The organism is Rathayibacter sp. CAU 1779 (genome assembly GCF_054551755.1).
The window spans coordinates 544,049-568,038 of record NZ_JBTOLK010000001.1; the positions used below are offsets into that span (position 1 = coordinate 544,049).

Sequence of the window (23,990 nt, forward strand, 5' to 3'; positions counted from 1 at the left end):
TTCTGGAAATGCGCGACATCACCAAGCGCTTCCCCGGCGTGGTCGCACTCTCCGACGTGACGATGACCGTGGCGCGTGGCGAGATCCACGCGATCTGCGGAGAGAACGGCGCAGGCAAGTCCACCCTCATGAAGGTGCTGTCCGGCGTCTATCCGTACGGCACGTACGAGGGCGACATCATCTTCGAGGGCGACGAGATGCGCTTCTCGAACACCAAGCAGAGCGAGACCGCCGGCATCGCGATCATCCACCAGGAGCTCGCCCTCATCCCCGAGCTCTCGATCACCGAGAACATCTTCCTCGGCAACGAGCCGGCCAAGGGCGGCGTCATCGACTGGGTGTACGCGCAGAACCGCGTGCGCGACCTGCTCGAGCGCGTGGGTCTGCCAGACGACCCCGACACGCCGATCAAAGCACTGGGCGTCGGCAAGCAGCAGCTCGTGGAGATCGCGAAGGCGCTCAACAAAGAGGTGAAGCTGCTCATCCTCGACGAGCCGACCGCCGCCCTCAACGAGTCGGAATCGCAGCACCTGCTCGACCTGATCGTCGATCTGCGCGAGAAGGGCGTGACGTCGATCATGATCTCGCACAAGCTGAACGAGATCGAGCGCGTCGCCGACTCCATCACCATCATCCGCGACGGCAAGACGATCGAGACGCTGGACGTCTCGGCCGGCGGCGTTGACGAAGACCGGATCATCCGGGGCATGGTCGGTCGATCGCTGGAGAACCGCTTCCCGGAGCGCACGCCGAGCATCGGCGAGACGTTCTTCGAGGTGCGGGGCTGGACGGTGCAGCATCCGACGGATCCCGACCGGCTTGTGTGCAAGGACGAGAACTTCTTCGTGCGCCGCGGCGAGATCGTAGGCTTCGCCGGCCTCATGGGTGCAGGGCGCACCGAGCTCGCGATGAGCATCTTCGGCCGCAGCTACGGCACCTACCTCTCCGGTGAGATCGTCAAGGACGGTCGCGAGATCAAGGTGAACACCGTCCACCAGGCCATCGAGCAGGGCATCGGCTACGTGAGCGAAGACCGCAAGGTGCTCGGCCTCAACCTCCTGGACAGCATCAAGCGCGCAACGGTCTCCGCCCGGCTGTCGAAGATCTCCAGCCGCTTCGGGGTGGTGGACGACATCCAGGAGTACGAGGTCGCCGACGAGTATCGCAAGACGCTGCGGACCAAGGCCCCCTCGGTCGACGAGAACGTCGGGCAGCTCTCCGGCGGCAACCAGCAGAAGGTCGTGCTGGCGAAGTGGATGTTCGCAGACCCCGACCTGCTCATCCTCGATGAGCCCACCCGCGGCATCGACGTCGGTGCCAAGTACGAGATCTACGGCATCATCAACGCCCTCGCCGCACAGGGCAAGGGCATCGTGCTCATCTCGTCCGAGCTGCCCGAGCTGCTCGGGATGTCCGATCGCATCTACACGATCTTCGAGGGGCAGATCACCAACGTGCTGCCCGCCGAGAAGGCGAACCCCGAATCCCTCATGGTCTCCATGACCTCCACCCGAAAGACCGGTTCCGCGGAATGAGCAAATTCACGCAGTCCATGCGCACCCTGACGGGGGGCCGTGGCATCAGCCAGTACAGCATGATCATCGCGCTCGTCGTGATCATCATCTTCTTCGAGATCTTCACCGGCGGCCTCACGCTCGACCCCACGAACGTGATCAACGTCGTTCAGCAGTACTCGTACATCCTGATCCTCGCCATCGGCATGGTCATGGTGATCATCGCCGGCCACATCGACCTGTCGGTCGGTTCGGTCGCCGCGTTCGTGGGCATCATCGTCGCCCAGTCCATGGCCGTGTGGCACTTCCCGGCGTGGCTCGCGATGATCTTGGGACTCGTCACCGGCGCCGTCGTCGGCGCCTGGCAGGGCTTCTGGGTGGCATACATGCGAGTGCCGGCGTTCATCGTCACGCTCGCGGGCCAGCTCATCTTCCGCGGTGCGAACCAGCTCATCGGCAGCTCGACGGCCGTGCCGACGCCCGACTCGTACAACTGGATCGGTGCCGGCTTCCTGCCCGACTTCGGTCCTGACTTCGGCTACAGCAACCCGACTCTGCTGATCGGTCTCATCGTCGTGGTCGCCCTGATCTGGCTCGAAGTCGCCGCCCGACGCCGCCGCATGAAGATGCACGCCAAGCAGCAGCCGCTCTGGGCCAGCATCGTCAAGCTCGTCGTCGTCTGCGGCATCACCATCTACGTGACGTTCCTGTTCGCCGGCGGCCGCGCGGGAACCAGCTTCCCGGTCGCGGGCATCATCGCGGGCATCCTGATCATCGCCTACAGCTTCGTCACCGCCCGCACCGTGTTCGGCCGCCGCATCTATGCAGTGGGCGGCAATGCCAACGCGGCAGTGCTCTCCGGCGTCAACTCCAAGCGGATCAACTTCTTCGTGATGATGAACATGTCGATCCTGGCGGCCGTGGCCGGCATGGTCTTCGTGGGCAACGCGAACGCATCCGGTCCGTCGGACGGCACCGGATGGGAGCTGGATGCCATCGCCGCGGTCTTCGTCGGCGGCGCGGCCATCTTCGGTGGCGTCGGTACCGTCGCCGGATCCATCATCGGTGCGCTGGTGATGGCCTTCCTCTCCAACGGCCTGTCGCTGCTGGGCATCGACACGAACTGGGTGGCGATCATCCGCGGTCTCGTGCTGCTCGCCGCCGTCGCCTTCGATGTCTACAACAAGACGCAGGGCAAGCCGTCGTTCACCGGCTTCCTCCTCGGCGGGTTGCGCCGCGGCAAGAAGTCGACGGTCACCGAAGAGGCTCTCGAGGCTCAGCCGCAGTCCATCGACCAGCCCGTCGGCGATCAGGTCACCAAGACCCCTGTGTCCTGACCCTCGGGGCACCCCGGACGGGCGCGTTCCTCGCGACGCGCCCACACACCAAGAAGAAAGAACAGCTCATGCGCAAAAAGATCCTCATCGGCGCCGCTGCCGTCACGATCGCGGCCCTGGCTCTGACCGGCTGCTCGCAGCGCGGAAACGGCTCGTCGACCGACGACGCCATCAAAAAGGGCGACACCGTCGGCGTCGCCCTGCCTGCAAAGACGTCGCAGAACTGGGTGCTCGCGAAGCAGGCCTTCGTCGACGCCCTCGACAAGGCGGGCTTCAAGGCCGACGTGCAGTACGCATCCGCCACCAACACGGTGCCGGACCAGCAGAACGAGATCCAGTCCATGGTCACCAAGGGCGACAAGGTGATCATCGTTGCTGCTCAGGACGGCAGCCAGCTCGGCACCCAGGTGGCTCAGGCCAAGAAGAACGGTGCCACCGTCATCGCGTGGGACCGCAACCTGCTGAACACGAAGAATGTCGACTACTACGTGGCGTTCAACAACTACAAGGTCGGACAGCTCCAGGCCCAGGCACTGCTCGACGGCATGAAGAAGAAGAAGAAGGCCAGCGGCCCGTACAACATCGAGCTGTTCGCCGGTGCGTCCACGGACGCCAACGCCACGGTCTTCTTCAACGGTGCGATGAGCGTGCTCCAGCCGAAGATCGACAGCGGTGACCTCGTCGTGTCGTCCGGCCAGACCACCTTCAAGCAGGTGAACACGGATGGCTGGCTCGCGCAGAACGCGCAGACCCGCATGACCAACATCATCACCAGCACGTACGCCGGTGGCAAGGCGCTTGACGGCGTGCTGTCACCCAACGACACGCTCGGCCGCGCCATCCTCACCGCGACCAAGCAGGCCGGCCTGCCGAACCCGATCGTCACCGGTCAGGACTCGGAGACCGCGTCGATCCCGCTCATCATGAACGGCACGCAGTACTCGACCATCTACAAGAACACCGACGAGGAGGCCCAGGCCGCCGTCAAGCTCGTCAGCGAGCTCGCCGCGGGCAAGAAGCCGACCGGTGTGGACTACAGCGACAAGACGAACGCCGGCAACGGTTCCAAGACCGTTCCCTACGTCGCGCTGACGCCGATCCTGGTCACCAAGGACAACGCCGTCAAGGCGTACTCCAACAACCCGACCCTCGAGAAGCTGGCCAAGGACAACCAGCAGTAGTCTCGACCGTCACGAAGGGGCCGTCCGCGAAAGCGGGCGGCCCCTCTGCGTCTGTGGGTGCGTGCCCGCCGCCCGCCGAGCGCCGCCCGGCGCCCCGGCGCAAGGGCGGATGGGATGCGCGCGCTATGCGTGCTTCCGTGCGCGGCGGATCCGGACGAGGACGATGGATGCAGCGCCCGCCAGAACGAGTGCCGCAGCCCAGAGCACGACGGGCGCCTGATCGGATCCCGTGGCCGCGAGCTCGCCGCCATCGGAGACCGCCGATGCCGGGTCGGCGGCCGTCTGCGTGGCCGACGCCGCGTCCGAGGAGCCCGTGGTGGATGCGCCGGTTGCCGGCGGATCGCTGGGTGCGGATCCCCCAGACGACGCGGGCACGACGTCGATGGCCGCGTCGGTCTGCGTCATCGGAATGGCGAACAGAGAGGGACCGCCGTACGAGTAGTACACATGGTGAACGCCGAGCGGGCTCGGTCCGGAGTCCCCGAGCTGAGCCATCGTGGCCGTGGCCAGACCGCTGACCGTGATCGTATCGCCGGGCTGAGGATCATCCAATTGGCATCCGATGCCCTTCGTCGACGCGGTGACCTGACATGACGAGGCGCCGGTGAACGAGGTGAGCGCGAAACTCAGGGAGCTTGCCGTGGAGTACGGGTCGGTCTCCGCGATGAAGCTGACGTACGAGGGGAGATAGTCGCTCGGCGTACCGGGCGCGATCACGAATGTCGCCGTCACCGACACGGTGTCTCCGATGGAGGCGGTGGGTGCCGACACTGTGACATTCGCCGTCACCGGATGCTCGATCACCGTCATGTCCAGGCTTCCGGCGAGAGCCTGCGTCCCGTCGCTCATGGTCTGCGAGAACGTGAGGTGCTGCAGGCCCGTCGCCCTGGCCATCCCCGTCTCGTGCACCGAGATGACGGCGGTATCGCCGGCCGCCGCCGTCGCCCAGGAGCACGACCCGCTCGTTCCGTCGGATGAGACAGAGCAGCTGTCGAGGTTGTCCGTCGTCGAGGTGATGGCGAGGGACAGTGCGCTCGGATCGGCGCCGGCATCGGGTGAAACCGAGAACGACACAGCGGTGGGAAGGTCCTCCGTGTCGTCGTCGAACGGAATTTGGTACGTGATTTGCGCATCGGTTTGGTCTCCGACGAAAACGAGAGACGGCGATGTGCTGTAGGCGTCGGCGGCAGAGGCTCGCGCGGGAGCGGTGCCGAGAGCCGTTGCGGCGGCGATTGTGCTGAGAGAGACCGCGCAGAGCGCGAGAACTCGGTAACGAGACAACGGTGTCCAGTCTGTGTGGGGGCGAGTGGTAGCGAAACCCTAGACCCTGGTATGGATCCGCTCCAATTCCGCCATGAAAGCGCCATCATGCGGCGTGCTATCCGGTCTCGATCGCCCCGGCGCGCCGGGCGCCCCGGCGCCTCGTGTCGTCCGGCTCCCGACGCCCAGCCCCCGCTCCCCGCTCCGCGCCGCAAGACTACGAATTCTGGACGCGACTATGCGCCACGGTCGTAGTCACGTCCAGAATTCGTAGTCTTGCGGGCGATGCGGGGCGGGTGCGCGGCGGCAGCCGCGACACGTGACGACCCGCGCGACACGCGGTGACTAGGCGGGGCGAGCGGATGCCGCGGCGCGCGCGGCCGCGGGGAGGGCATCCAGAACCCGGTTCACTGCCGAGTCGTCGTGCGCCGCCGTGACGAACCACGCCTCGAACACGCTCGGTGGCAGCGAGACGCCCTGCTCGAGCATGGCGTGGAAGAAGGCCCCGTAGCGGAAGGCATCCTGCGCCTGCACGCCGGCGTAGTCGAGCGCGGGCGTCTCGCGGAACTGGATGCTGAAGAGGTTGCCGGCTCGCGAGATGAAATGCGGAACGCCGGATTCGGTCAGCGCGTCATCGACGGCATCCGAGATCACCGCAGCCGTGTGGTCGAGCGCGGCATAGACATCCGCATCGGCCAGTCGAAGCGTGGCAAGGCCGGCCGCGACCGCGACGGGGTTTCCGGACAGCGTGCCCGCCTGGTACACCGGCCCGACCGGTGCGAGCTGCTCCATGAGCTCGCGGCGGCCACCGAGCGCGGCCAGCGGCATGCCGCCGCCGATGACCTTGCCGTACGTGACCAGGTCGGGCAGGTAAGTGGGCGAGACGAGGTGGCGGGATCCGTCGTCCTCCTCGCGGATGGCGAAGGCGTCGAGCGCCCAGAACCCTGCAGGCAAGACGCGGAATCCGGTGAGCACCTCGTCGAGGATGAGCAGCGCGCCGTTGTCATGCGCCGTCTCGGCGAGGAACGCGTTGAAGCCCGGCCACGGCGGGACGACGCCCATGTTGGCCGGCGCCGCCTCGGTGATAATCGCCGCGATGTTCTCGCCGTGCTCGGCGAACACTGCACGCACGGCGTCTCGATCGTTGTAGGGGATGACGATCGTCTGGCCCGCGATGGCGGCGGGCACCCCGGCCGAGGCGGGCAGCGCGAGCGTGGCGAGGCCGCTGCCGGCATCCGCCAGAAGTCCGTCGGAGTGGCCGTGGTACAGACCGGAGAACTTGACGACGAGGTCCCGTCCGGTGGCGCCGCGTGCCAACCGGATGGCCGTCATCGTGGCCTCGGTGCCCGTGGAGACCAGGCGCAGTTCGTCGATCAGTCGGGTTGCGACAAGCGACGCGCCAGGCAGGTGGTGTGCTCCGGGCGTCACGGCGAGACGGTCGACGACAAGCTCGGCCAGCTCGGTCTCGGCAGGGGTCGATGCGCCGAAGCTCAGGCCGCGGGAGGCGGCATCCTGCACGGCGGCGACGACCTCCGGATGCGCGTGCCCCAGAATCGCCGGACCCCACGACGCCACGAGGTCGACGTATTCACGACCCTCGACGTCTGTGACATATGGCCCGCGCGCCGACACCAGAAAGCGCGGTGTCCCGCCGACAGAACGGAACGCCCGCACCGGCGAGTTCACGCCGCCGGGGATGACCCGTCGCGCGCGGTCGAAGGCCGCGTCGTTCGTCGAGCCGATCGTGGTCACTTCAGCCACCCCGCGACTTCGGTCGCCCAGTAGGTGAGCACGGCGTCTGCGCCGGCTCGACGGATGCTCGTCAACGTCTCGAGCACAGCCCGATCTCGGTCGATCCAGCCGTTCGCGGCGGCAGCCTCGATCATCGAGTACTCGCCGCTCACCTGATATGCCCAGACCGGAATATCACTGATCTCCGCTACGTCGCTCAGCACGTCGAGATACGACATCGCCGGCTTCACCATGAGGATGTCTGCGTCCTCTTCGAGGTCGAGCCGCGCCTCGCGCAGACCTTCGCGCCTGTTCGCCGGGTCCTGCTGGTAGCTGCGGCGGTCGCCCTGCAGCTGCGAGTCGACGGCCTCGCGGAACGGGCCGTAGAAACCGGACGCATACTTCGCGGCGTATGCAAGTACGGCGGTGTCGGTGAATCCTTCGTCGTCGAGCGCATCGCGCACCGCGGCGACCTGGCCGTCCATCATGCCGCTGAGGCCGAGGATCGCGGATCCCGCCTCGGTCTGGGCGAGCGCCATGTCGCGGTAGCGCACGAGGGTGGCGTCGTTGTCGACGCGGCCGGCGGCATCCAGGACTCCGCAGTGGCCGTGATCCGTGAACTCGTCGAGGCAGAGATCGGTCTGCACCACCAGCGCGTCTCCCGCCTCGGCGACGGCGACTCGGGTGGCGACATTGAGGATGCCGTCGGGATCCGTCGCACCGCTGCCGACGGCGTCCCGCACCTCGGGAACGCCGAACAGCATGACACCACCGATACCGGCCTCTGCCGCCTCGTTCACGGCCGCCTTCAGGCTGTCGATCGTGTGCTGCACGACGCCCGGCATGGATGCGATCGGCTGCGGCTCGCGGATGCCCTCACGCACGAACACCGGCAGGATCAGCTCCGCCGGATGCAGGCGGGTCTCCGCCGTGAGTCGTCGCATCGCGGGGGTGGTGCGGAGGCGGCGGGGGCGAACAGTCGGGTGGAGGGCGTCGTTCACGGCTCCAGCGTAATCGGCACGCCCTGAGGGATCCCCGCGTGCGCAGGGTGCGAGGGCGACGTGGTGCTCGCGATGTGGGTCCCGGCGCAGCAGGCCATCTTGGCTGGACGCTGCACAGGGGCGTTCCCTGAGTACATGTCCGCTGGGGATGCCAGAGTTAGAGGATGGGCATTCTGAAGGCGTGGGGCGACGAGAGCATGCGCACCTCCGACGTGCCCGAACCCGCTTATCTACTTGGCGCCGTCATCGCCGGCGCCCACATGCGCGACCTTCACACGAGGGGCCCGAAGCTGCATTGGCACAACCTCGACGCGCGCCAGCGGCGTAAGGTCGTCGCCGCCGTCGCGGACTTCAACGCCTGCCATATCGTCGTTGTCGGCACGCAGTTGGATCCAAGACGACAGGAGCGCGCCAGAGCGCTGTGCCTAGAAAGGATCGCGTGGGAACTGGGCGACTACGACGTCAGCAACCTCGTCCTGGAAGCCCGGACCGAGTCCCTGAACCGACGCGACAGGCAACTCGTCGATGCGCTCCGTGGCCGTAAAGCATTGCCTCCTGGACTTCGCATCGACCACGAGCTTCCAAGTCAGGAGCCGATGCTGTGGATCGCGGACCAGGTCCTCGGCGCGGTGGGCGAGTCGTTGACCGGTCGGTCACAGTGGTACGAGGCACTCAAGCATGCCGTGACGATCATCAACATCGACCTGTAGAAGCGCGAAAGCCGGGTCCCGTCAATAGCGGGAGTCCCGGCTTTTACTTTCCGATCTCCCAGCGGGAGCGGACGCCAAAAGTCTAACTGTGAGGGTCACACTCCCGCTCCCACGTCCCAGGATTCCGCGCACAGCGCGCCGGTGAGCGGATCCGTCTGCGGGCATGAGGTTGCATCGGATCTGCTCGTTGAGACGCCCCGGTGAGTGTCAGCGATTGGCTCCGTCAAAGGTCATTGTCTGGGTGTGTTCGGTTCCGTTTTCGTACCAGACGAACTCCGCTTCGGTGAGTAGTTCACTTGGGCGCGACTTGACGTCTCGCGAGTTCTTCTCGTACGCCAATTGCCAGTCGTCGGCGCTCAGGGCGTTGCAGTAGATGAGCGACATATGGAAGATCCATTGGTCCAGGGGTAGTTCGCCTATGCGTTGGAAGTCCGTCGCATCCAACGACGAGCTGAGTCGTGCGTACGCGTCGACAAGGGGCGCGGACCTGTGAAGCCGGGCGATAAGAATCTGGAACGGCGTCGGGAACCCATCAACCGCGTCGACCTGCAACTCGAGCGGTTCTTGCTGCGTTGCCCATGTCGCAAGCGCGTCCCTCAGCTCTTGGACTCGTGTCGGTTCGTAGAAACCACGTAGCGTCACGTGTCCAGTGCGTGGGTGGGAGATCGATTCGGGCAGCACCGCTTTCAACGCCGCTTGCTCGGCGTCATAGAACTCAGCCACTGGTCCGGTCGGCCTCAGCACGAGATACTGCTGGCCATCGAGAGATGCCAGCAACCCCGGGTCGGTCATGAATGCTCGCACCAACTGGACCTCCCACTTCTCGGTTGGTCGACCTTACCGGGCGCGCAGAGGCCAGACGCGCGATGTTACGACGTCACACCCGCACGCGACGCGAGGCCCCCGCCCGTCATCCGCGCGGCTGCAGCTCCGCGATCGCGGCCCAGTCGTCATCGGCGCGTCCCTCGCGGATCGCCTGATCGAAGATGTTTCCGAGCAGCTCCCCCGTCGGCAGCGGGATCCCGGCCTCGGCCGCAGCATCGAGTGCGAGCCGGACGTCCTTGCGGCCCAGCACGACAGAGAACCCCGCGGGCTGGTAGCGGCGCTCGGCGATCATGGTTCCGTAGCCGGAGTACACCGGCCCGGGGAACAGGGTGGCGGCCATCAGCTGCACGAAGACACCGGGATCGACATCCGCTTCCTCGCCAAGGCTCACGGCCTCGCCGAGCGCCTGGATGGCACACGCGATCAGGTAGTTGCCGAGGATCTTCGTCGTGTTCGCCTGGGCGGGGTCGGATCCCATGCGCCACGTGCGAGCGCCGATGACGTCGAAGTACTGCTGCATCCGGTCGAGATCCGCGTCGCTCCCGGCCGCCACGACGTTGAGGTTGCCAGCCTCGGCGACGGCGACACGGCCGAACACCGGAGCCGCGACGTAGCCGACAGCATGGTCGGCATGCTGCTGAGCCGCTCGACGCGCCAGCGCCGGACTCACCGTGGAGAGATTGGCGTGAACTCCGCCCGCCGGCAGGTGGCTCACCGCGCCCGAGGTCAGGAACACGTCGTCGAACGCGGCGTCGTCCGCGAGCACCGAGAGCACGACGGGTGATGCGAGCGCGTCCGCGAGATCGGCTGCGGGCCTGGCGCCGGCCGCGGCGAGCTCGTCGACCGGGCCTGGCGAGCGATTCCACACCGTGACCTCGTGGCCTGTGCGCACGAGAGTGCGTGCGATCGCACGCCCCATGCCGCCCAATCCGATGACCGCCACCTGACCCATGCCGCCTCCAAGAACCATCCGAGTAGGTTCAGTTGTAGCACCGACCCTGACAGTTCTGAACCGTCTATGCTGGTTCGGGTTGCGTCCCGCCTCGACAGGGCGCCCGCTCCCGAAAGGATCCCCAGGTGACGGCATCCGCTCCGTTCCGGCTCGACAACGAGGTTCTCGCATTCCGTTTCACGGCGACCGTGAGCGATCGCGCGAGCGCCGCGCCGCGCGAACGGCTCACGGATCCTGACCGACTCGCGCTGTGGCTGCGCCTCAACGGGTTCGACGTCGCCGCGGTCTCCCGGGCCGAGTTCGGGGCATCCCTCGCCCTCCGCGAGACGATCTACCGCGTCGGTGCGGCCAGGGCGGCGTCAAGGACCGCGGATGCTGTGGACATCGCGGCTCTCAATCGCGCGGCCGCACTCGGGCGGGGATCCCGCTCGCTCAACGACGGCGCGGACGGTGCATCGTGGAACCTCAGCGCCGGTCGCGAGGTGCGCGATGCGCTCGGGATCCTGTCGGACGACGCCATCCGCATCCTGAGCTCGTCGCAGCCCGGCAGGATCAAGGCGTGCGAGGGCCCCGGATGCCAGGGCCTCTTCCTCGACACGAGTCACGGCGGCAACCGCCGCTGGTGCTCCATGAACACGTGTGGCAACAAGATCAAGAAGGCCCGACTCGCCGATCGCTGAGCGGCCGCGACCTGCGCCCCCATTACCGGGCCTTCGCACCCACGACGCGCGCGTCACTACGATCGAGACCGTGGAAATCAGCGGATCGTGAGCGACGGGACTCCCGCACAACCGGCATCCGGTCCGCAACACCCCCGCACCGGCCTCGCGGTCGCCAGCCTCAGCCTGGGCACGGCGCTCAACCCTCTGAACTCGTCGATGATCGCGGTCGCGCTCGTCGACCTGCAGAAGACCTTCGTGCTCGGCATCGCCGAGGCGACGTGGGTGATCACGGCGTTCTATCTGGCATCCGCTGCCGGGCAGCCGCTCATGGGCCGCCTCGGCGACCGGTTCGGTCCGCGACGGCTGTTCATGTTCGGAATGGGCGTCGTGATCGTCGTCGCGGTGCTCACACCGTTCGCACCGTCGTTCGCGTGGGTGTGCGTCGGACGCGTGGGACTCGCGATCGGCACGGCGACGGCGTTCCCGTCCGCCGTCGCGATGGTGCGGCCGTTGAGCAAGGCGGGCGGGGTGTCGACGCCGCGGCTGCTGGGGCGCATCCAGATCGCCAACACCGCAGGTGCCGCCGTCGGTCCGGTGGTCGGCGGCCTGCTGGTGAGCACGCTCGGATGGCCGGCGATCTTCGCGATCAACCTGCCGCTGGCGGTACTCGCCATGATCGGGGTCGGCCTGTTCGCCCCCAAGGATGCCGCGCGTCGCGCCGAGCGGGTGCGCACGCTCGTGGTGCAGTCCGACATCCCCGGTATCGCTCTGTTCATCGGCACGCTCGTCGCTCTGCTGATCTTCGTGCTCAGGCTGGAGTCGACACCCGTGTGGTGGTTGCTCGCGGCCGCGGTGGTTGCCGGCGGGCTGTTCGTGTGGCGCGAGCTGGCGGCATCCGTCCCGTTCATCGACTTGCGACTGCTGGCCGCCAACCGGTCGCTGATGATGGTGTACCTGTGCTTCGCGGTCTTCAATCTCGTGTACTACACGGCGTTCTTCGGCCTGCCGCAGCTGCTGCAGGAGCACGGCGGATACAACGCAGGGGTCACCGGCCTGCTGATGTTCCCGCTGGCCGCGGTGACGATCGGTCTCACGCCGCTCGGTGCCCGCCTGATCGAGCGCCGTGGGCTGCGCTTCACGCTGATCGTCGGCGGACTCGGGCTCATCGTCGGGGCCGCGCTCCTCACGGTCGCAGCGGTGACCGTGAACCCGATCGCGATCCTGCTCATCACGGCCGCGATGGGTGCGCCGTACTGCATCGTGAGCATCGCCATGAGCCAGGCGCTCTACGCCTCAGCACGGCCGCAGGATGCCGGCGTCGCGGCGGGGATCTTCCAGACCTCCCGCTATGTGGGCGCGATCGCCGCGACCACGGTGCTCGGCGTCGTGTTCACGTCCGGGTCCGGCCCGGATGCCCCTACGCAGTGGATCGTGGTGATCGGCATCGCGACCGGGCTGGCGATCGTGCATGCGCTGCTGCTGGGGTCGTGGCATCCGCGCGAGTACGTGGAGCGGGACACGGCGGGCAACCCGACGGTGCGGTGAGGCGGCGCCGTGGTCCGGCGAGCCGGCTCAGCGTCGAGTGACGGCGTCCGCGAACCAGGACGTGATCGTCGCGGGGTGCGTGATGGCCGTACCGACGACGACCGTGTCCGCCCCGGCATCCAGTGCAGCACGTGCTTGCTGCGGAGTGTGGATGCGACCCTCCGCGAACAGTGGAGCGCTTGTCGCGGCGGAGACCAGTGAGATCAGCTCCAGGTCCGGGCCGTCCGTCGCCGGCCGCTCCCCGGTGTAACCGGCGAGGGTGGTTCCGAGGATGTCGGCACCCGCCTCCTGCGCCGCGATCGCGTCGTCGAGACTTCCGCAGTCGGCCATCACGACCGCGCCCGCCTCGTCGTGCAGCGCTCGCACGACGTCGACGAGGGTGCGTCCGTCGGGTCGCGCACGCCGCGTGCCGTCGATCGCCACGATGTCGGCACCCGCACGAGCGACGGCCAGCGCATCGTCGAGCGTCGGCGTGATGAACACGTCGGCGCCCGACACCTTCACGAGGCCGATCAACGGCAGGCCAACGCGTTCGTGGATCAGGCGGATGTCGGCCAACCCCTGTGCCCGGATCCCGGCAGCGCCCCCGCGCTCCGCCGACAGGGCCATGCCGAGCATCGCCTCCGGGCTCCGCAGCGGCTCCCCCGGATAGGCCTGACACGAGACCACGAGCCGTCCGCGGAGGCGTTCGATGAGCGCGGATCCGTGCGCTGGATGCTCCTGTGCGCCGACCGGACCGTCCGAAGTGCCGACGGCCGTCTCGTTCGTCTCCCCGTTCGGCCCCCCGCTCACCGAACCGCCTCCACGAGCGCGACGTGCGCCGCGCCGATGAGCGCGGCATCCGCTCCGAGCTCAGCCGGCACGATGGGCGTCTCGGCGAGCGCGGGCATCGCCGCCAGCCGAACGGCGTCCGACATCGGCCGCCACCAGGCGTCTCCCGCGTGCTGCATTCCACCGCCGATCACGACCACGTGAGGGTCGACGGTGTCGACCAGCCCTCCGATCACCGTTCCGAGCGCTCCTCCCGCTTCGGCGAGCGCGGCGGCCGCGAGTTCGTCCGTCGCCGCGCGGTCGGCGATCTCTTTCGCCGAGACCACCGCCGGATCCCCTCCGAGCCGACGGTACAGCGCGTGCACACCGGGTCCTGAGGCGAGCGGTTCGAGATGTCCGTCGCGTCCGCAGCTGCACGTCAGGCCGACGGCTGCTGCCGACGGCACGTGCCCGAGGTGGCCGGCCGCGCCGTGGGCGCCGAGGAGCGGCATCCCGCCGACCACCACCGCGCCGCCGATGCCCGTTCCCACCGCGACGACGAGGACCGTGCCCTTGCCGCGTCCTGCGCCGGCGACGGCTTCGCCGACCGCGTGGGCGTGGGCGTCGTTGCGCACCGACACCGGCACGTCGAACGCTTCGCGGAAGGCGCCGGAGACATCCGCGCCGGTCCAGTCTGTGAGGATGCCCGTCGCCGCCGAGACCCGTCCGTCGGCGCCCACCACTCCCGCCGTCCCGACGCCGACGGCGACCGGCTCACGACCGCGCGCCACGTGTCGCCCGATCCTGATCGCCTCGGCGAGGATGCGCTCCGCTCCCTCCGCTGCCGGGGTCGGCGTTTCGACGCGCTCGAGGATGTCGCCGGACGCGGTGACGATCCCGGCAGCGATCTTCGTGCCCCCGATGTCGACCGCGAGCGCGATCCGATCCTCTCCGCCGCCCGGCGATCGGGACGCTGCCTGAACAGACGCTGCCACGCCCGAGGCGACCCAACCGGACGCCGCCGGTGTCACGAGCCGACCGCGGCGGGCAGCAGCCCGGCGTTCGCGAGATAACTGCGGATGGTCTCGACCTCGGTGTCGTCGAGCGGAACCTGCGGATCGGCGGTGCGCGCGCAGTCGATCACGCCGAGGAGCTGCATACCGGCCTTGAAGGCCCCGATGGCCGAGGAGTTGCCGCTCATCGGCCTGGCACGCGTACCGACCTCCACGAACTCGAAGAGCCGGAACAGGCGTTCCTGCTCGGTGCGGGCCGCCTCCCAGTCGCCGTCGCGGGCAGCCCGGTAGATGCGCACGTATCCTGCGGGATCCACGTTGCCGAGGCCGGGGACCACGCCGTCGGCGCCCATCCAGAGCGCGGTGTCGACGAGGAGCTCGCTGCCGGTCAGCACGCTGAAATCGCGGTAGCGGTCGTCGCCCGCGACCGCGAGCACGAGGGCTCGAAAGTTCGAGTCATCGCCCGACGAATCCTTGAGACCCGCGATCACGCCGTCGGCGGCGAGACCGAGAACGAGGTCCTTCGGCAGCTTGGTGTGCACGCACACTGGGATGTCGTACGCCCACAAGGGTGTCGTCGTCGCCTCGTGGATGAGCCGGAAGTGCCTGTCGATCTCGACCGGATGCGTCCGCGTGTAGAACGGCGCCGTGGCGACGACGGCATCCGCTCCCAGCTCGTCCGCGACGCGAACGTGTTCGAGCACACGCGGGGTCGTCGTGTCGATGACCCCGGCCATGACGGGCACCCGGCCGGCCACGTGCTTGACGGCGGTCTGCAGCACAGTGCGACGCTGCGCATCCGTGAGGTACACCACTTCGGAACTCGACCCGAGCACGAACAGGCCGTCGACGCCGGCATCGATCAGGTGGTCGAGCAGCCGTCGGTACGACGCGACGTCGACCTCGCCGGAGGCGGTCAGCGGTGTGCAGACCGGGGGGATGACGCCGGTGAGTTTGGACATGGTTTCTCCTGTGTGGTGCAGCGGTGTTGACGTGGTGGATGCGACGAGATCACGCGTGCAGGAGGCTCGGCGCGGCGCCGAGCAGCTTCTGCGTGTACGGATGCGTCGGATGGTCGAAGATCTGCTCGGCGTCTCCGCGCTCGACGATGACCCCGTCGTGCATGACGCAGATCGTGTCCGAGACGTGCCGAACGGTCTGGATGTCGTGCGAGATGAAGACCATGCCGAGCCCGAGCTCGCGTTTGAGAGTGCCGAGCAGGTTGAGGATCTGCGCACGCACGGAGACGTCGAGCGCGCTGGTCGGTTCATCGGCGACCATGACCTGCGGATCGAGCGCGAGCGCACGCGCGATCGCGACGCGTTGCCGCTGTCCGCCCGAGATCTGCGCCGGTACGACTCCCGCGGCGCTCGACGGCAGTCCGACGACGTCGAGCAGCTCGTACGCTCGCACCTCGCGACTGCGCCGGTTGCCGATGCCGTGCACCTGCATCGGGTCGAGCAGGGCGTTCAGCACGGTCATCCGCGGGTTCAGCGCCGTCGCCGGGTCCTGGAAGACGACGCTGACGGAGCGGCCGAACGCGGTGCGCGACGCTCGCGAGTTCACCGGCTTGCCTCGGAACAGCACCTGTCCGGACGTCGGAGGTTGCAGGCCGACGATCACCTTGGCGAGCGTTGACTTGCCGCATCCGGACTCGCCCACGATGCCGACCGTGCGGCCGACTGCGATGTCGAGGTCGACCCCGCGCACGGCATCCACGGTTCCGCGCTTGAAGATCGTGCCGCCGGTGCGGGTCTTGTACGTGACGTGCACGTCACGCAGTTCGACGATCGGTGCGTTCATCGCCTTCCTCCGTTCGCCGGCGCGGTGCGCGCCTCGTCCTCTTCTTGCTCCGCGACGAGAGCCGCCTGCGGCGTCGGGATCACCCGCGCCGCGAACAGGTGCTCCTCGGAACCGGGGATGGCCGCGAGCTCCGGCCGGATGTTCGGGTCGGCGTTGGGGTCCAGCGAGCGCGGTGCGAAGCGATCGCCGGACGGGAAGTCGCCTGGCGAAGGCACGGTTCCCGGGATCTGGTGCAGGATGTCCGCCTGGTCCTCGATGGACAGCACCGCGCCGAGCAGGCCGCGCGTGTACTCGTGCCGGGGATCCAGCAGCAGGCTGCGCGTCGGCGCCGTCTCCACGACCTGTCCCGCGTACATCACCGTGACCCGGTGGGCGAGGGATGCCACCAGCGCAAGATCGTGGCTCACGAATACCATCGCGAATCCGAGGTCTTCACGCAGCCGGTCCAGCAGCTCCACCACCTGCTTCTGCACGGTGACATCCAGTGCGGTCGTCGGCTCGTCGGCGACGATCAGCTTCGGATCCCTGGTCAGCGCCATCGCGATCAGAACGCGCTGCCGCTGCCCACCCGAGAGCTCGTGCGGATAGCTGCTCAGCGTGCGCTGCGGATCCAGCCCCACCATGGTGAGCAGCTCCTCGGCGGTGCGGGTCCCTCCGCGCTTCGTCAGCTGCTTCAGCTGCGCGCGGATCTTCATCGACGGGTTCAGCGAGCTGAGCGCATCCTGGTAGATCATCGACATCTCGTGGCCCCGCAGGGCATTGCGCTGCTTGGGTGAGAGCGTCAGCAGGTCGACCCCGTTGAACAGAATCTGCCCGTCCACCTTTGCCGACCGTGGCAGCAGACCCATGATCGCCAGGCTCGTGATCGACTTTCCGCAGCCGGACTCGCCGACGAGCGCCATCGTCTCCCCCGGTCGCACGGTGAAGCTCACGTCGTCGACGATCGGGATGTCGCCGTACCGTTCCGGGAAGCGGATGCTGAGGTTCCGCACCTCGAGCAGCGGCGCCTCCTTCGCTGTGTAGGTCTTGCGCGGGGCGCGGGCCAGCTCGACTTCGCGCAGCTGTTCGAGGTGCTCGTCGAGCGTCAGCGCCCGGACCGGCTCTTCGCCGGAGGCCGCGCCGGTGGTCACTGCGGCACCTGCGTCGGCGTGCTCCGTCTTCTCGGCGTCGCCCGCGATCGCGAGCTCCGCCTCCTTGATGAGTTGTGCCGTGCGCTGCGGCGTGATGACGGGTGCGTCCTTGCGCTTCTTGACGCGGCGCAGCGCGGGGTTGGCCATGGCATCCGTCACGCGCTCCGCGATGATGTTCAGGCAGATCACGGTGAGCAGGATGAACAGACCGGGGAACACGGTGGCCCACCAGCCGCCGGTGAACATCATCGCCCGGCCGTCCTGGATCACGTTGCCCCAGCTGGGCGTCGGCGGGCGGATGCCGGCGCCCACGAACGACAGGCTCGCCTCGAACACGATCGAGTCGGCAACGAGCAGCGTCGCGAACACCAGCACGGGGGCCGCGCAGTTGACGATCACGTGCTTGGTGACGATCCACCAGGTTCGGGCGCCGATCACCTTCTCGAACGCGACGTAGTCCTCGCTGTACTGCTCGAGGACGTTGGCCCGCACCACCCTGGCGACCATCGGCATGTAGACGAATCCGATGGCGAGGATGAGCGACGGGATGCTGCCCCCGAAGATCGTGACGAACAGGGCGGCGAGCGCGATGCCCGGGAACGCCATGATCACGTCGAGGATCCGCATGACGAGCCCGCCGCCCCACTTCGGCAGGGTCGCAGCCGCCGCGCCGACGATGGCACCCGCGACGAGCGCGATCGCGGCGGCACCGAGGCCGATCGAGAGGGAGATCCGTCCGCCGTACAGAATGCGGGAGAAGATGTCCCGCCCCTGCAGGTCCTGTCCGAACCAGTGCTGCAGGCTGGGCGCGGCGGATGCCGTCCCGTGCTGCAGCTGCTCGGTCGCCAGCGGATCCTGCGCGATGAGCGGAGCCAGGATGCAGGCCAGCGCGAGCAGCACGATGAAGCCGAGGGAGATCCATCCGGACAGGCTCATGCCGCGCAGTCGCAGCCCCGGCCGGCTCAGCCGCTCGGTGGTCTTCTTGCGGAGAATCATGCTGCGGCGCTCCTCAGTCGTGGGTTGACGGCGAGGTAGAGGATGTCGACCACCATGTTCACGACGACGAATCCGATGGCGATCACGATGACGACGCCCTGCACGACGAACGGATCGGAGTTGATGACGGAGTTGATCATCGTCTGGCCCATGCCGGGCAGGGCGAACGTGGTCTCGATGATCACCGCACCGCCGATCAGGTAGCCGATCTGCAGGCCGAGCACCGTCAGCGGGTTGATGAGCGCGTTGCGCAGCACGTTCCGTCCCACGACGACGATGCGCGGAAGCCCGTTGCCCATCGCGGTGCGCACGTAGTCCCTGTCCAGCTCCTCGACCATGGAGGTGCGCACGATACGAGCCAGGGCGCCTGCGATCGGCAGGGCGAGCGAGATCATCGGCAGCACCATGTAGAAGAGGAACTGGCCGAAGTCCTGCTGCGGGTTCACGTATCCGCTCGGCGGGAAGATCTTGAGGTCCACCGAGAACCACTGCACGAGCAGCAGCGCGACCCAGAACGACGGTGCGGCGACGAACGCGAGCGTCACGACGCGGATCGCCTTGTCCGGCCATCTGTCGCGGAACAACGCGCCCGTGATGCCCAGCAGAAGAGCGAGCACCACGGCCACGACGATGCCGAGCCCGGTCAGCTGCAGGGTCAGCGGCAGTGCCGTTGCGATGATCTGCGTGACCGGCTGGTGGTTGAGCAGGCTGTAGCCGAGGTTGCCGCGGAAGACGTCGCCGACGAAGTAGACGTACTGCACGATCAGCGGCTGATCGAGCCCGTTGTCGTGCCGGAACTGCTCGATCTGCTGCGGCGTCGGATTGCCGCCCTGCCCGGCCAGCGCCGCGATCGCCGGATCTGCCCCGGAGAAGCGCATGACGATGAAGACGAACAGGATGACGCCCAGCAGCAGCGGTATCAGCAGCAGGATGCGCTGGATGATGAGGCGAGTGAAGAGGGCCACGAGGATCAGGCGACCAGCTTGGCCTCGCGCAGGTCGATTCCGGGGATCGGCAGCGCTGGCACGCCGGTCACCTTCTTCGGATACCACGCGGTCAACATGTCGACGAAGACCACCGGATACAGCACCGCGTTCTTCGCGATCGTGTCGAGGTTCGCCTGGATCTGCGCGTTGCGCTTGGTCTGGTCAGCCTCCTTGGCCGCCTTGTTCATGGCGGCGAAGAGCGCGGTCGCCTCTGGCGACGAGTCCCACTTGGTGTACTTCATCCAGAGGCCGCCCTTCGTGTAGTTGTAGCGCATCAGCAGATCCGGATCCGTGCCGAACTGTTCCGGGTTCGACGAGGCGATCACCACCTGGTACGAGGCGTCCTGGTCCATCTTCGTGAACAGTGCCGCTGTGGCTTGCGGCTCCTGCGTCACGGTGAAGCCGAGCGCTTCCCAGCCCTCCTGGATGACGTTCAGCGAGTTGACAACGTAGGACGTGTTCGTGGCGAGGATGTTGATCTTCAGGCCGGAGTCGACGCCGGCATCCTTGAGCAGCTGCTTGGCCTTGGACAGGTTGTGCTTGTACACCGTGCTGGCCGGCTTGAACCCGGACTGCTCGGGCAGGAAGCTCTGCGGCTGGTCGCCGTATCCGTTCAGGCCGACCTTGATCAGCTTCTGCACGTCGATCGCGTAGAACAGCGCCTGGCGAACGCGCACGTCGTCGAACGGCTTCTGGCCGGTGTTGAACATCATGAAGATGTTGTCCATGCCCTTGGCCTCGCCCACCTTCATGCCTGCTCCGCTGATCGATGACACGTTGTTCGTCGGCACGTTGTCGGTGACGATGGCGGCCCCGCTGAGCACCTTGGCAATCAGGGCGTTCGGATCCGTGATGGAGAACCAGTTCATGGTCGAGAAGTTCGGCTTGAGCGAGCCGTTGTAGTCGGTGAACGCGGCGAACTGGGTGTTCGTGCCGAGGTTGTTCTGCGTCACCTTGTACGGGCCGGATCCGATGATCTGGCCGGTTCCCGTCGCCACGGCCGTCCAGTCCGTGTAGGCGTGCTTCGGCATGATCTTCGCAAGCTCCAGACGCTGCACCCCGAGTGGGAACGGGTAGTTCAGCTTGAGCTCGACTGTCGAGTCGTCCACCTTGTCGACGGATGCCAGCCATCCCGCGAAGAACTCGTTCATCAGCGTGCTGGGATCGAGCACGCGCTCGAAGCTGAAGACCACGTCGTCGGCCGTGACGTCGGTTCCGTCGTGGAACTTGGCGCCCTTGCGCAGCGAGAACTTCCAGGTCGTGGCGCCGGTGTCCGACGGCAGCGCGGTGCCCAGCGCGGGGCTCGCCTTGCCCGTGACGAGGTCGGTCGTGACAAGACCCTCGTAGATGTGTCTGTTGGCAGCCATCGTGAAAGCGGATGCCGTCTGCGACGGATCCCATGACTGATTGTTGCCGTAGCCGACGACGGCGGTGATGTCGCCACTCGGTCCTGAGTACGCGGCACCGGATGCCGTCTTGGTCGCCCCGGATCCGGCCGTGGAGGCAGGTCCGGTGCAGGCGGCGAGGGTCGTGCCGATGGTCGCCGCCGCGGCGACGGCCCCCGACCAGCGCAACAGGGTTCGTCGGCTGAATTCGGGTGATTCGGGCGTTCCGAAGGGGTTCGACATGGTGTCTCTCCTTGCTCGACATTGAACATCGGCGCGACGGGGTCGTGACGCCGGAGCACTCTGGGTGATGTGAACTGCTGATCGAACTATAGATAGGACATCGGTTGTTGGACAACCGATGTCGTGTTACGTTAGTGCCCACGATCCGATACGTCAACGACGCCGAGGGTCCTGATCCACGATCGATCTTGAGCTGTGACGTATCGGAGGGAGGGCGCCGCCATGGCGAAACCGGTGTCACTCGCGCGAACGAGCCTCGTGACAGAGGTGCAGGACGCCATCAAGGACCTCATCTACGAGCGCAAGCTCAAGCCGGGCGATCCGCTTCCGACCGAGCACGAGCTCGCCGAAGACCTCGGTGTCAGCCGCAACTCGCTGCGCGAGGCTCTCAAGGTGCTCGAGGCGACCGGTGTCGTCGTGATCCGCCGCGGATACGGCATGGCCGTCGGCGAGATGAGCCTGCGTTCGCTCATCTCCGAACTGGTCTTCCATGCCCGCCTCTCCGCCCAGGAAGGGACCAAGGAGCTGCGCGACCTGATGGATCTGCGCGCAGCCCTGGAGACGTCGCTCATCGTGCGGGCGTGCACGGCGATGCGTCCAGCCGACCTGGAGAACATCAACCGCGCGGTCGAGGCCATGGAGGCCGCGGCGGCCGATGGCCAGTTCTCGCCGGAGGACGATCGCGTCTTCCACGACCAGCTCTACCGTCCTCTCGACAACCCGTTCATCTCGCAGCTGCTCGCCGCGTTCTGGGATGTCTTCAACCTGCTCCAGGATCACCTCCCGACCAGTGCGGAGACGCCCGCCGAGATCGCCCTGCACCACCGGCAGATCTACGACGCGCTCGTCGCAGGCGACGCCACGCGCGCGGTCGCCGCGCTCGAGCGGCACTTCGACGGGATCGAGCGGCGCCTCGACGCGGAGCCCGCTGCACCGGCGAAGAGGCCTGCGGCAGCATCCGCCTGACCCCCGACGGTGCGCTGATCCTGTGCCGGCGCAAACGCCGTGGTCCGGCGAAACCAGACGTACGCGCCGACGCTAGCGCCCACACGTCTAGCCCCGGCGCGTACGTCTAGTCTCGCCGGGTTCAGCCCGCGGGGGGCGTTGGCTAGGCTCGGCCGCGGTTGCGGCGCCGGATCGGGCGCGGTGCGCGTCCGCCGACGAACGAGCGCCCCGGATCCACGAGGAAGCCGCCCTGGCGAAGCGCCTGCCTGCCGACGAGCATCCGGAAGCCCATCTGGTCGCGATTGGTGAGCGTCGTCTCCGCCTTCACCGTGCGTCCGTGCAGCTCGAGTTCGAGCAGCACGACGTAGCGACGCTGGGTGTGGCCCGACGAGCTGCGCACCATCCGTCTGTCGTGCACGGGGCACTCGACGACGACCGCGTCGCGGTTCGAGTCCTGCCACGGCCGCACGCGAAAACGCACGCGCGCACCGCCGTCGAGCTCTTCGATGTCGAAGGCGTGCAACGCGGAACTGCGGGCGCCGGTGTCGATCTTGGCCTTCACCCATGGCACGCCGATGCGCGGAAGAGTGACCCATTCGCGCCAGCCGACGACGGTGCTTGAATGGACTGATCCCGTCGAACCCCCCGCATTCGTCGGGCGTGCACGGTGAGTCGCCGCACGCGCCGTCGATTCACCCGCTTGTCCCATTCCCCCCATCTTTCCAGGAGCCCACGTTGAAGTTGGCGATTCTCTCGCGCGCACCGCAGTCGTACTCCACCCAGCGTCTCCGCAACGCCGCGGCGGATCGCGGTCACCGGGTGAAGGTGCTGGACACGCTGCGGTTCTCGATCGACCTCTCCGGGGAGGAGCCCGATCTCCAGTACCGCGGCAAGCTCCTGTCGGATTACGACGCGATCCTTCCGCGCATCGGCAACTCGATCACGTACTTCGGCACGGCCGTTGTTCGCCAGTTCGAGCAGATGGACGTGTACACCCCCAACACGGCCAACGGCATCACGAACTCGCGCGACAAGCTGCGTGCGAACCAGATCCTGTCCCGCCACAACATCGGCATGCCGGCGACCGCGTTCGTGCACAGCCGAGCGGATGTGCGCACGGCGATCGAATCCGTCGGCGGTGCGCCGGTGGTGATCAAACTCCTGGAGGGCACCCAGGGGATCGGCGTCATCCTGGCGCCCGAGGCGAAGATCGCGGAGGCGATCATCGAGACACTGCACTCGACGAAGCAGAACGTGCTGGTGCAGTCGTTCATCTCGGAGAGTAGGGGACGCGACATCCGCGCGCTCGTGGTCGGCGACCGCGTCGTGGCCGCGATGCGCCGCGTGGCGAGCGGCGACGAGTTCCGGTCGAACGTGCACCGTGGCGGATCCGTCGAGCGCGTGACCCTCGAGCCTGCGTACGAACAGGCGGCGGTGCGTTCCGCCCAGATCATGGGCCTGCGCGTCGCAGGCGTGGACATGCTGGAGGGCAACGAGGGTCCACTGGTCATGGAGGTCAACTCATCGCCCGGGCTGCAGGGCATCGAGGCCGCGACCGGCCTTGACGTCGCCGGCGCGATCGTGGACCACATCGACAACCAGGTGGCCTTCCCCGAGATCGACGTGCGCCAGCGGCTCAGCGTCTCGACGGGATACGGCGTCGCAGAACTCGCGGTCGGCGTCGGAGCGGATCTCATCGGCACGAGGCTCCGTGACTCCGGACTGGACGAACGGGACATCACGGTGCTGACACTGCACCGCGGCGCGACGGTCATCCCCAATCCGCGCGGCAACACCGAGCTGGAGGCCGGCGACCGGCTGCTGTGCTTCGGCCGGCTCGAGGAGATGCGGTCGATGATCCCCGCGCGGCGGCTGCGTCGCGCGAAGGTCCGCAAGCTGCCGAAGGACGCGTTCTCCACCGAGGCGTGACGGCGGCGCTGTCCGCTCCGTATTCCCTATTGCCGATTGCCTATTGCCTATTCCGTAGTCTGTGGTCCGCGGTCCGTGGTCCGCGCGATCCG

Annotated in this window: 21 protein-coding genes; 8 read left to right on the plus strand and 13 right to left on the minus strand. The window is 67.4% G+C overall.

The genetic code is table 11. The features are described from left to right. The first annotated feature begins 8 nt into the window (after positions 1–8). The 3 genes from mmsA to ACX9R5_RS02340 all read left to right on the plus strand — a co-directional run bounded on the left by mmsA (position 9) and on the right by ACX9R5_RS02340 (position 4,032). On the plus strand, positions 9–1,535 hold the full coding sequence (gene mmsA, locus ACX9R5_RS02330; RefSeq protein ID WP_459409013.1) for a multiple monosaccharide ABC transporter ATP-binding protein: 1,527 nt from the start codon (positions 9–11) through the stop codon (positions 1,533–1,535). Next, positions 1,532–2,851 carry a multiple monosaccharide ABC transporter permease gene (gene mmsB / locus ACX9R5_RS02335; RefSeq protein WP_459407401.1) on the plus strand — a complete coding sequence of 440 codons (1,320 nt, stop codon included), beginning with the start codon at positions 1,532–1,534 and terminating at the stop codon, positions 2,849–2,851. The genes mmsA and mmsB overlap by 4 nt, the downstream gene beginning before the upstream one ends. A 68-nt stretch (positions 2,852–2,919) precedes the next feature. Beyond that, complete coding sequence (locus ACX9R5_RS02340; protein ID WP_459407402.1) at positions 2,920–4,032, plus strand: substrate-binding domain-containing protein; 1,113 nt, start codon at positions 2,920–2,922, stop codon at positions 4,030–4,032. Between the two features lie 123 nt (positions 4,033–4,155). On the opposite strand, the gene ACX9R5_RS02345 is transcribed toward ACX9R5_RS02340, so the two are convergent. From ACX9R5_RS02345 to hemB, 3 genes are all read right to left on the minus strand, one after another. After that, complete coding sequence (locus tag ACX9R5_RS02345) at positions 4,156–5,106, minus strand: LPXTG cell wall anchor domain-containing protein (protein ID WP_459407403.1); 951 nt, start codon at positions 5,104–5,106, stop codon at positions 4,156–4,158. Between the two features lie 531 nt (positions 5,107–5,637). Then, the gene (gene hemL, locus ACX9R5_RS02350; protein WP_459407404.1) at positions 5,638–7,053 is read right to left on the minus strand and encodes a glutamate-1-semialdehyde 2,1-aminomutase; all 1,416 of its coding nucleotides are present in this window, start codon (positions 7,051–7,053) and stop codon (positions 5,638–5,640) included. Next, positions 7,041–7,967 (minus strand): porphobilinogen synthase, encoded by a 927-nt coding sequence (gene hemB / locus ACX9R5_RS02355; protein ID WP_459409014.1) that lies wholly within the window; start codon positions 7,965–7,967, stop codon positions 7,041–7,043. The genes hemL and hemB overlap by 13 nt, the downstream gene beginning before the upstream one ends. 221 nt (positions 7,968–8,188) lie before the next feature. Here hemB and ACX9R5_RS02360 point away from each other — a divergent pair, with 221 nt between their 5' ends. Continuing rightward, a complete protein-coding gene (locus tag ACX9R5_RS02360) occupies positions 8,189–8,734 on the plus strand; it encodes a hypothetical protein (protein ID WP_459407405.1) in 546 nt (181 codons plus the stop codon). Positions 8,735–8,941: 207 nt separating this feature from the next. Here ACX9R5_RS02360 and ACX9R5_RS02365 read toward each other — a convergent pair whose 3' ends face one another. After that, positions 8,942–9,526: a 2'-5' RNA ligase family protein gene (locus ACX9R5_RS02365; RefSeq protein ID WP_459407406.1), complete on the minus strand. Its 585-nt coding sequence runs from the start codon at positions 9,524–9,526 to the stop codon at positions 8,942–8,944. 118 nt (positions 9,527–9,644) lie between these two features. Next, positions 9,645–10,529 carry an NAD(P)-dependent oxidoreductase gene (locus ACX9R5_RS02370; protein WP_459407407.1) on the minus strand — a complete coding sequence of 295 codons (885 nt, stop codon included), beginning with the start codon at positions 10,527–10,529 and terminating at the stop codon, positions 9,645–9,647. Between the two features lie 107 nt (positions 10,530–10,636). On the opposite strand from ACX9R5_RS02370, the gene ACX9R5_RS02375 reads away from it, so the two are divergent. Next, the gene (locus ACX9R5_RS02375) at positions 10,637–11,191 is read left to right on the plus strand and encodes a CGNR zinc finger domain-containing protein (RefSeq protein WP_459407408.1); all 555 of its coding nucleotides are present in this window, start codon (positions 10,637–10,639) and stop codon (positions 11,189–11,191) included. Between the two features lie 87 nt (positions 11,192–11,278). Further along, positions 11,279–12,718: an MFS transporter gene (locus ACX9R5_RS02380; RefSeq protein ID WP_459407409.1), complete on the plus strand. Its 1,440-nt coding sequence runs from the start codon at positions 11,279–11,281 to the stop codon at positions 12,716–12,718. Positions 12,719–12,745: 27 nt separating this feature from the next. Here the strand turns inward: ACX9R5_RS02380 and ACX9R5_RS02385 are convergent, their stop codons facing one another. The 7 genes from ACX9R5_RS02385 to ACX9R5_RS02415 form a co-directional block, all read right to left on the minus strand. After that, complete coding sequence (locus ACX9R5_RS02385; RefSeq protein ID WP_459409015.1) at positions 12,746–13,411, minus strand: N-acetylmannosamine-6-phosphate 2-epimerase; 666 nt, start codon at positions 13,409–13,411, stop codon at positions 12,746–12,748. 95 nt (positions 13,412–13,506) lie between these two features. Then, positions 13,507–14,463 (minus strand): ROK family protein, encoded by a 957-nt coding sequence (locus ACX9R5_RS02390; RefSeq protein WP_459407410.1) that lies wholly within the window; start codon positions 14,461–14,463, stop codon positions 13,507–13,509. A gap of 32 nt (positions 14,464–14,495) precedes the next feature. Continuing rightward, a complete protein-coding gene (locus tag ACX9R5_RS02395; protein ID WP_459407411.1) occupies positions 14,496–15,443 on the minus strand; it encodes a dihydrodipicolinate synthase family protein in 948 nt (315 codons plus the stop codon). A gap of 49 nt (positions 15,444–15,492) precedes the next feature. Next, positions 15,493–16,284 carry an ABC transporter ATP-binding protein gene (locus ACX9R5_RS02400; RefSeq protein ID WP_459407412.1) on the minus strand — a complete coding sequence of 264 codons (792 nt, stop codon included), beginning with the start codon at positions 16,282–16,284 and terminating at the stop codon, positions 15,493–15,495. Further along, entirely contained in the window at positions 16,281–18,410 is a 2,130-nt protein-coding gene (locus ACX9R5_RS02405) for a dipeptide/oligopeptide/nickel ABC transporter permease/ATP-binding protein (protein ID WP_459407413.1), read from the minus strand. The genes ACX9R5_RS02400 and ACX9R5_RS02405 overlap by 4 nt, the downstream gene beginning before the upstream one ends. Further along, entirely contained in the window at positions 18,407–19,375 is a 969-nt protein-coding gene (locus ACX9R5_RS02410) for an ABC transporter permease (RefSeq protein ID WP_459407414.1), read from the minus strand. The genes ACX9R5_RS02405 and ACX9R5_RS02410 overlap by 4 nt, the downstream gene beginning before the upstream one ends. A gap of 5 nt (positions 19,376–19,380) precedes the next feature. After that, a complete protein-coding gene (locus tag ACX9R5_RS02415) occupies positions 19,381–21,024 on the minus strand; it encodes an ABC transporter substrate-binding protein (protein WP_459407415.1) in 1,644 nt (547 codons plus the stop codon). A 258-nt stretch (positions 21,025–21,282) separates the two neighbouring features. Between ACX9R5_RS02415 and ACX9R5_RS02420 the strand changes: the two genes are divergently transcribed. Next, positions 21,283–21,990, plus strand: a complete 708-nt coding sequence (locus ACX9R5_RS02420; RefSeq protein WP_459407416.1) for a FadR/GntR family transcriptional regulator — start codon at positions 21,283–21,285, stop codon at positions 21,988–21,990. Between the two features lie 142 nt (positions 21,991–22,132). Here the strand turns inward: ACX9R5_RS02420 and ACX9R5_RS02425 are convergent, their stop codons facing one another. Beyond that, positions 22,133–22,678, minus strand: a complete 546-nt coding sequence (locus ACX9R5_RS02425; protein ID WP_459407417.1) for an ATP-dependent zinc protease family protein — start codon at positions 22,676–22,678, stop codon at positions 22,133–22,135. Positions 22,679–22,704: 26 nt separating this feature from the next. Between ACX9R5_RS02425 and ACX9R5_RS02430 the strand changes: the two genes are divergently transcribed. Continuing rightward, positions 22,705–23,898, plus strand: coding sequence for a RimK family alpha-L-glutamate ligase (locus tag ACX9R5_RS02430; RefSeq protein ID WP_459407418.1), 1,194 nt, complete (start codon positions 22,705–22,707; stop codon positions 23,896–23,898). Positions 23,899–23,990 lie beyond the last annotated feature (92 nt).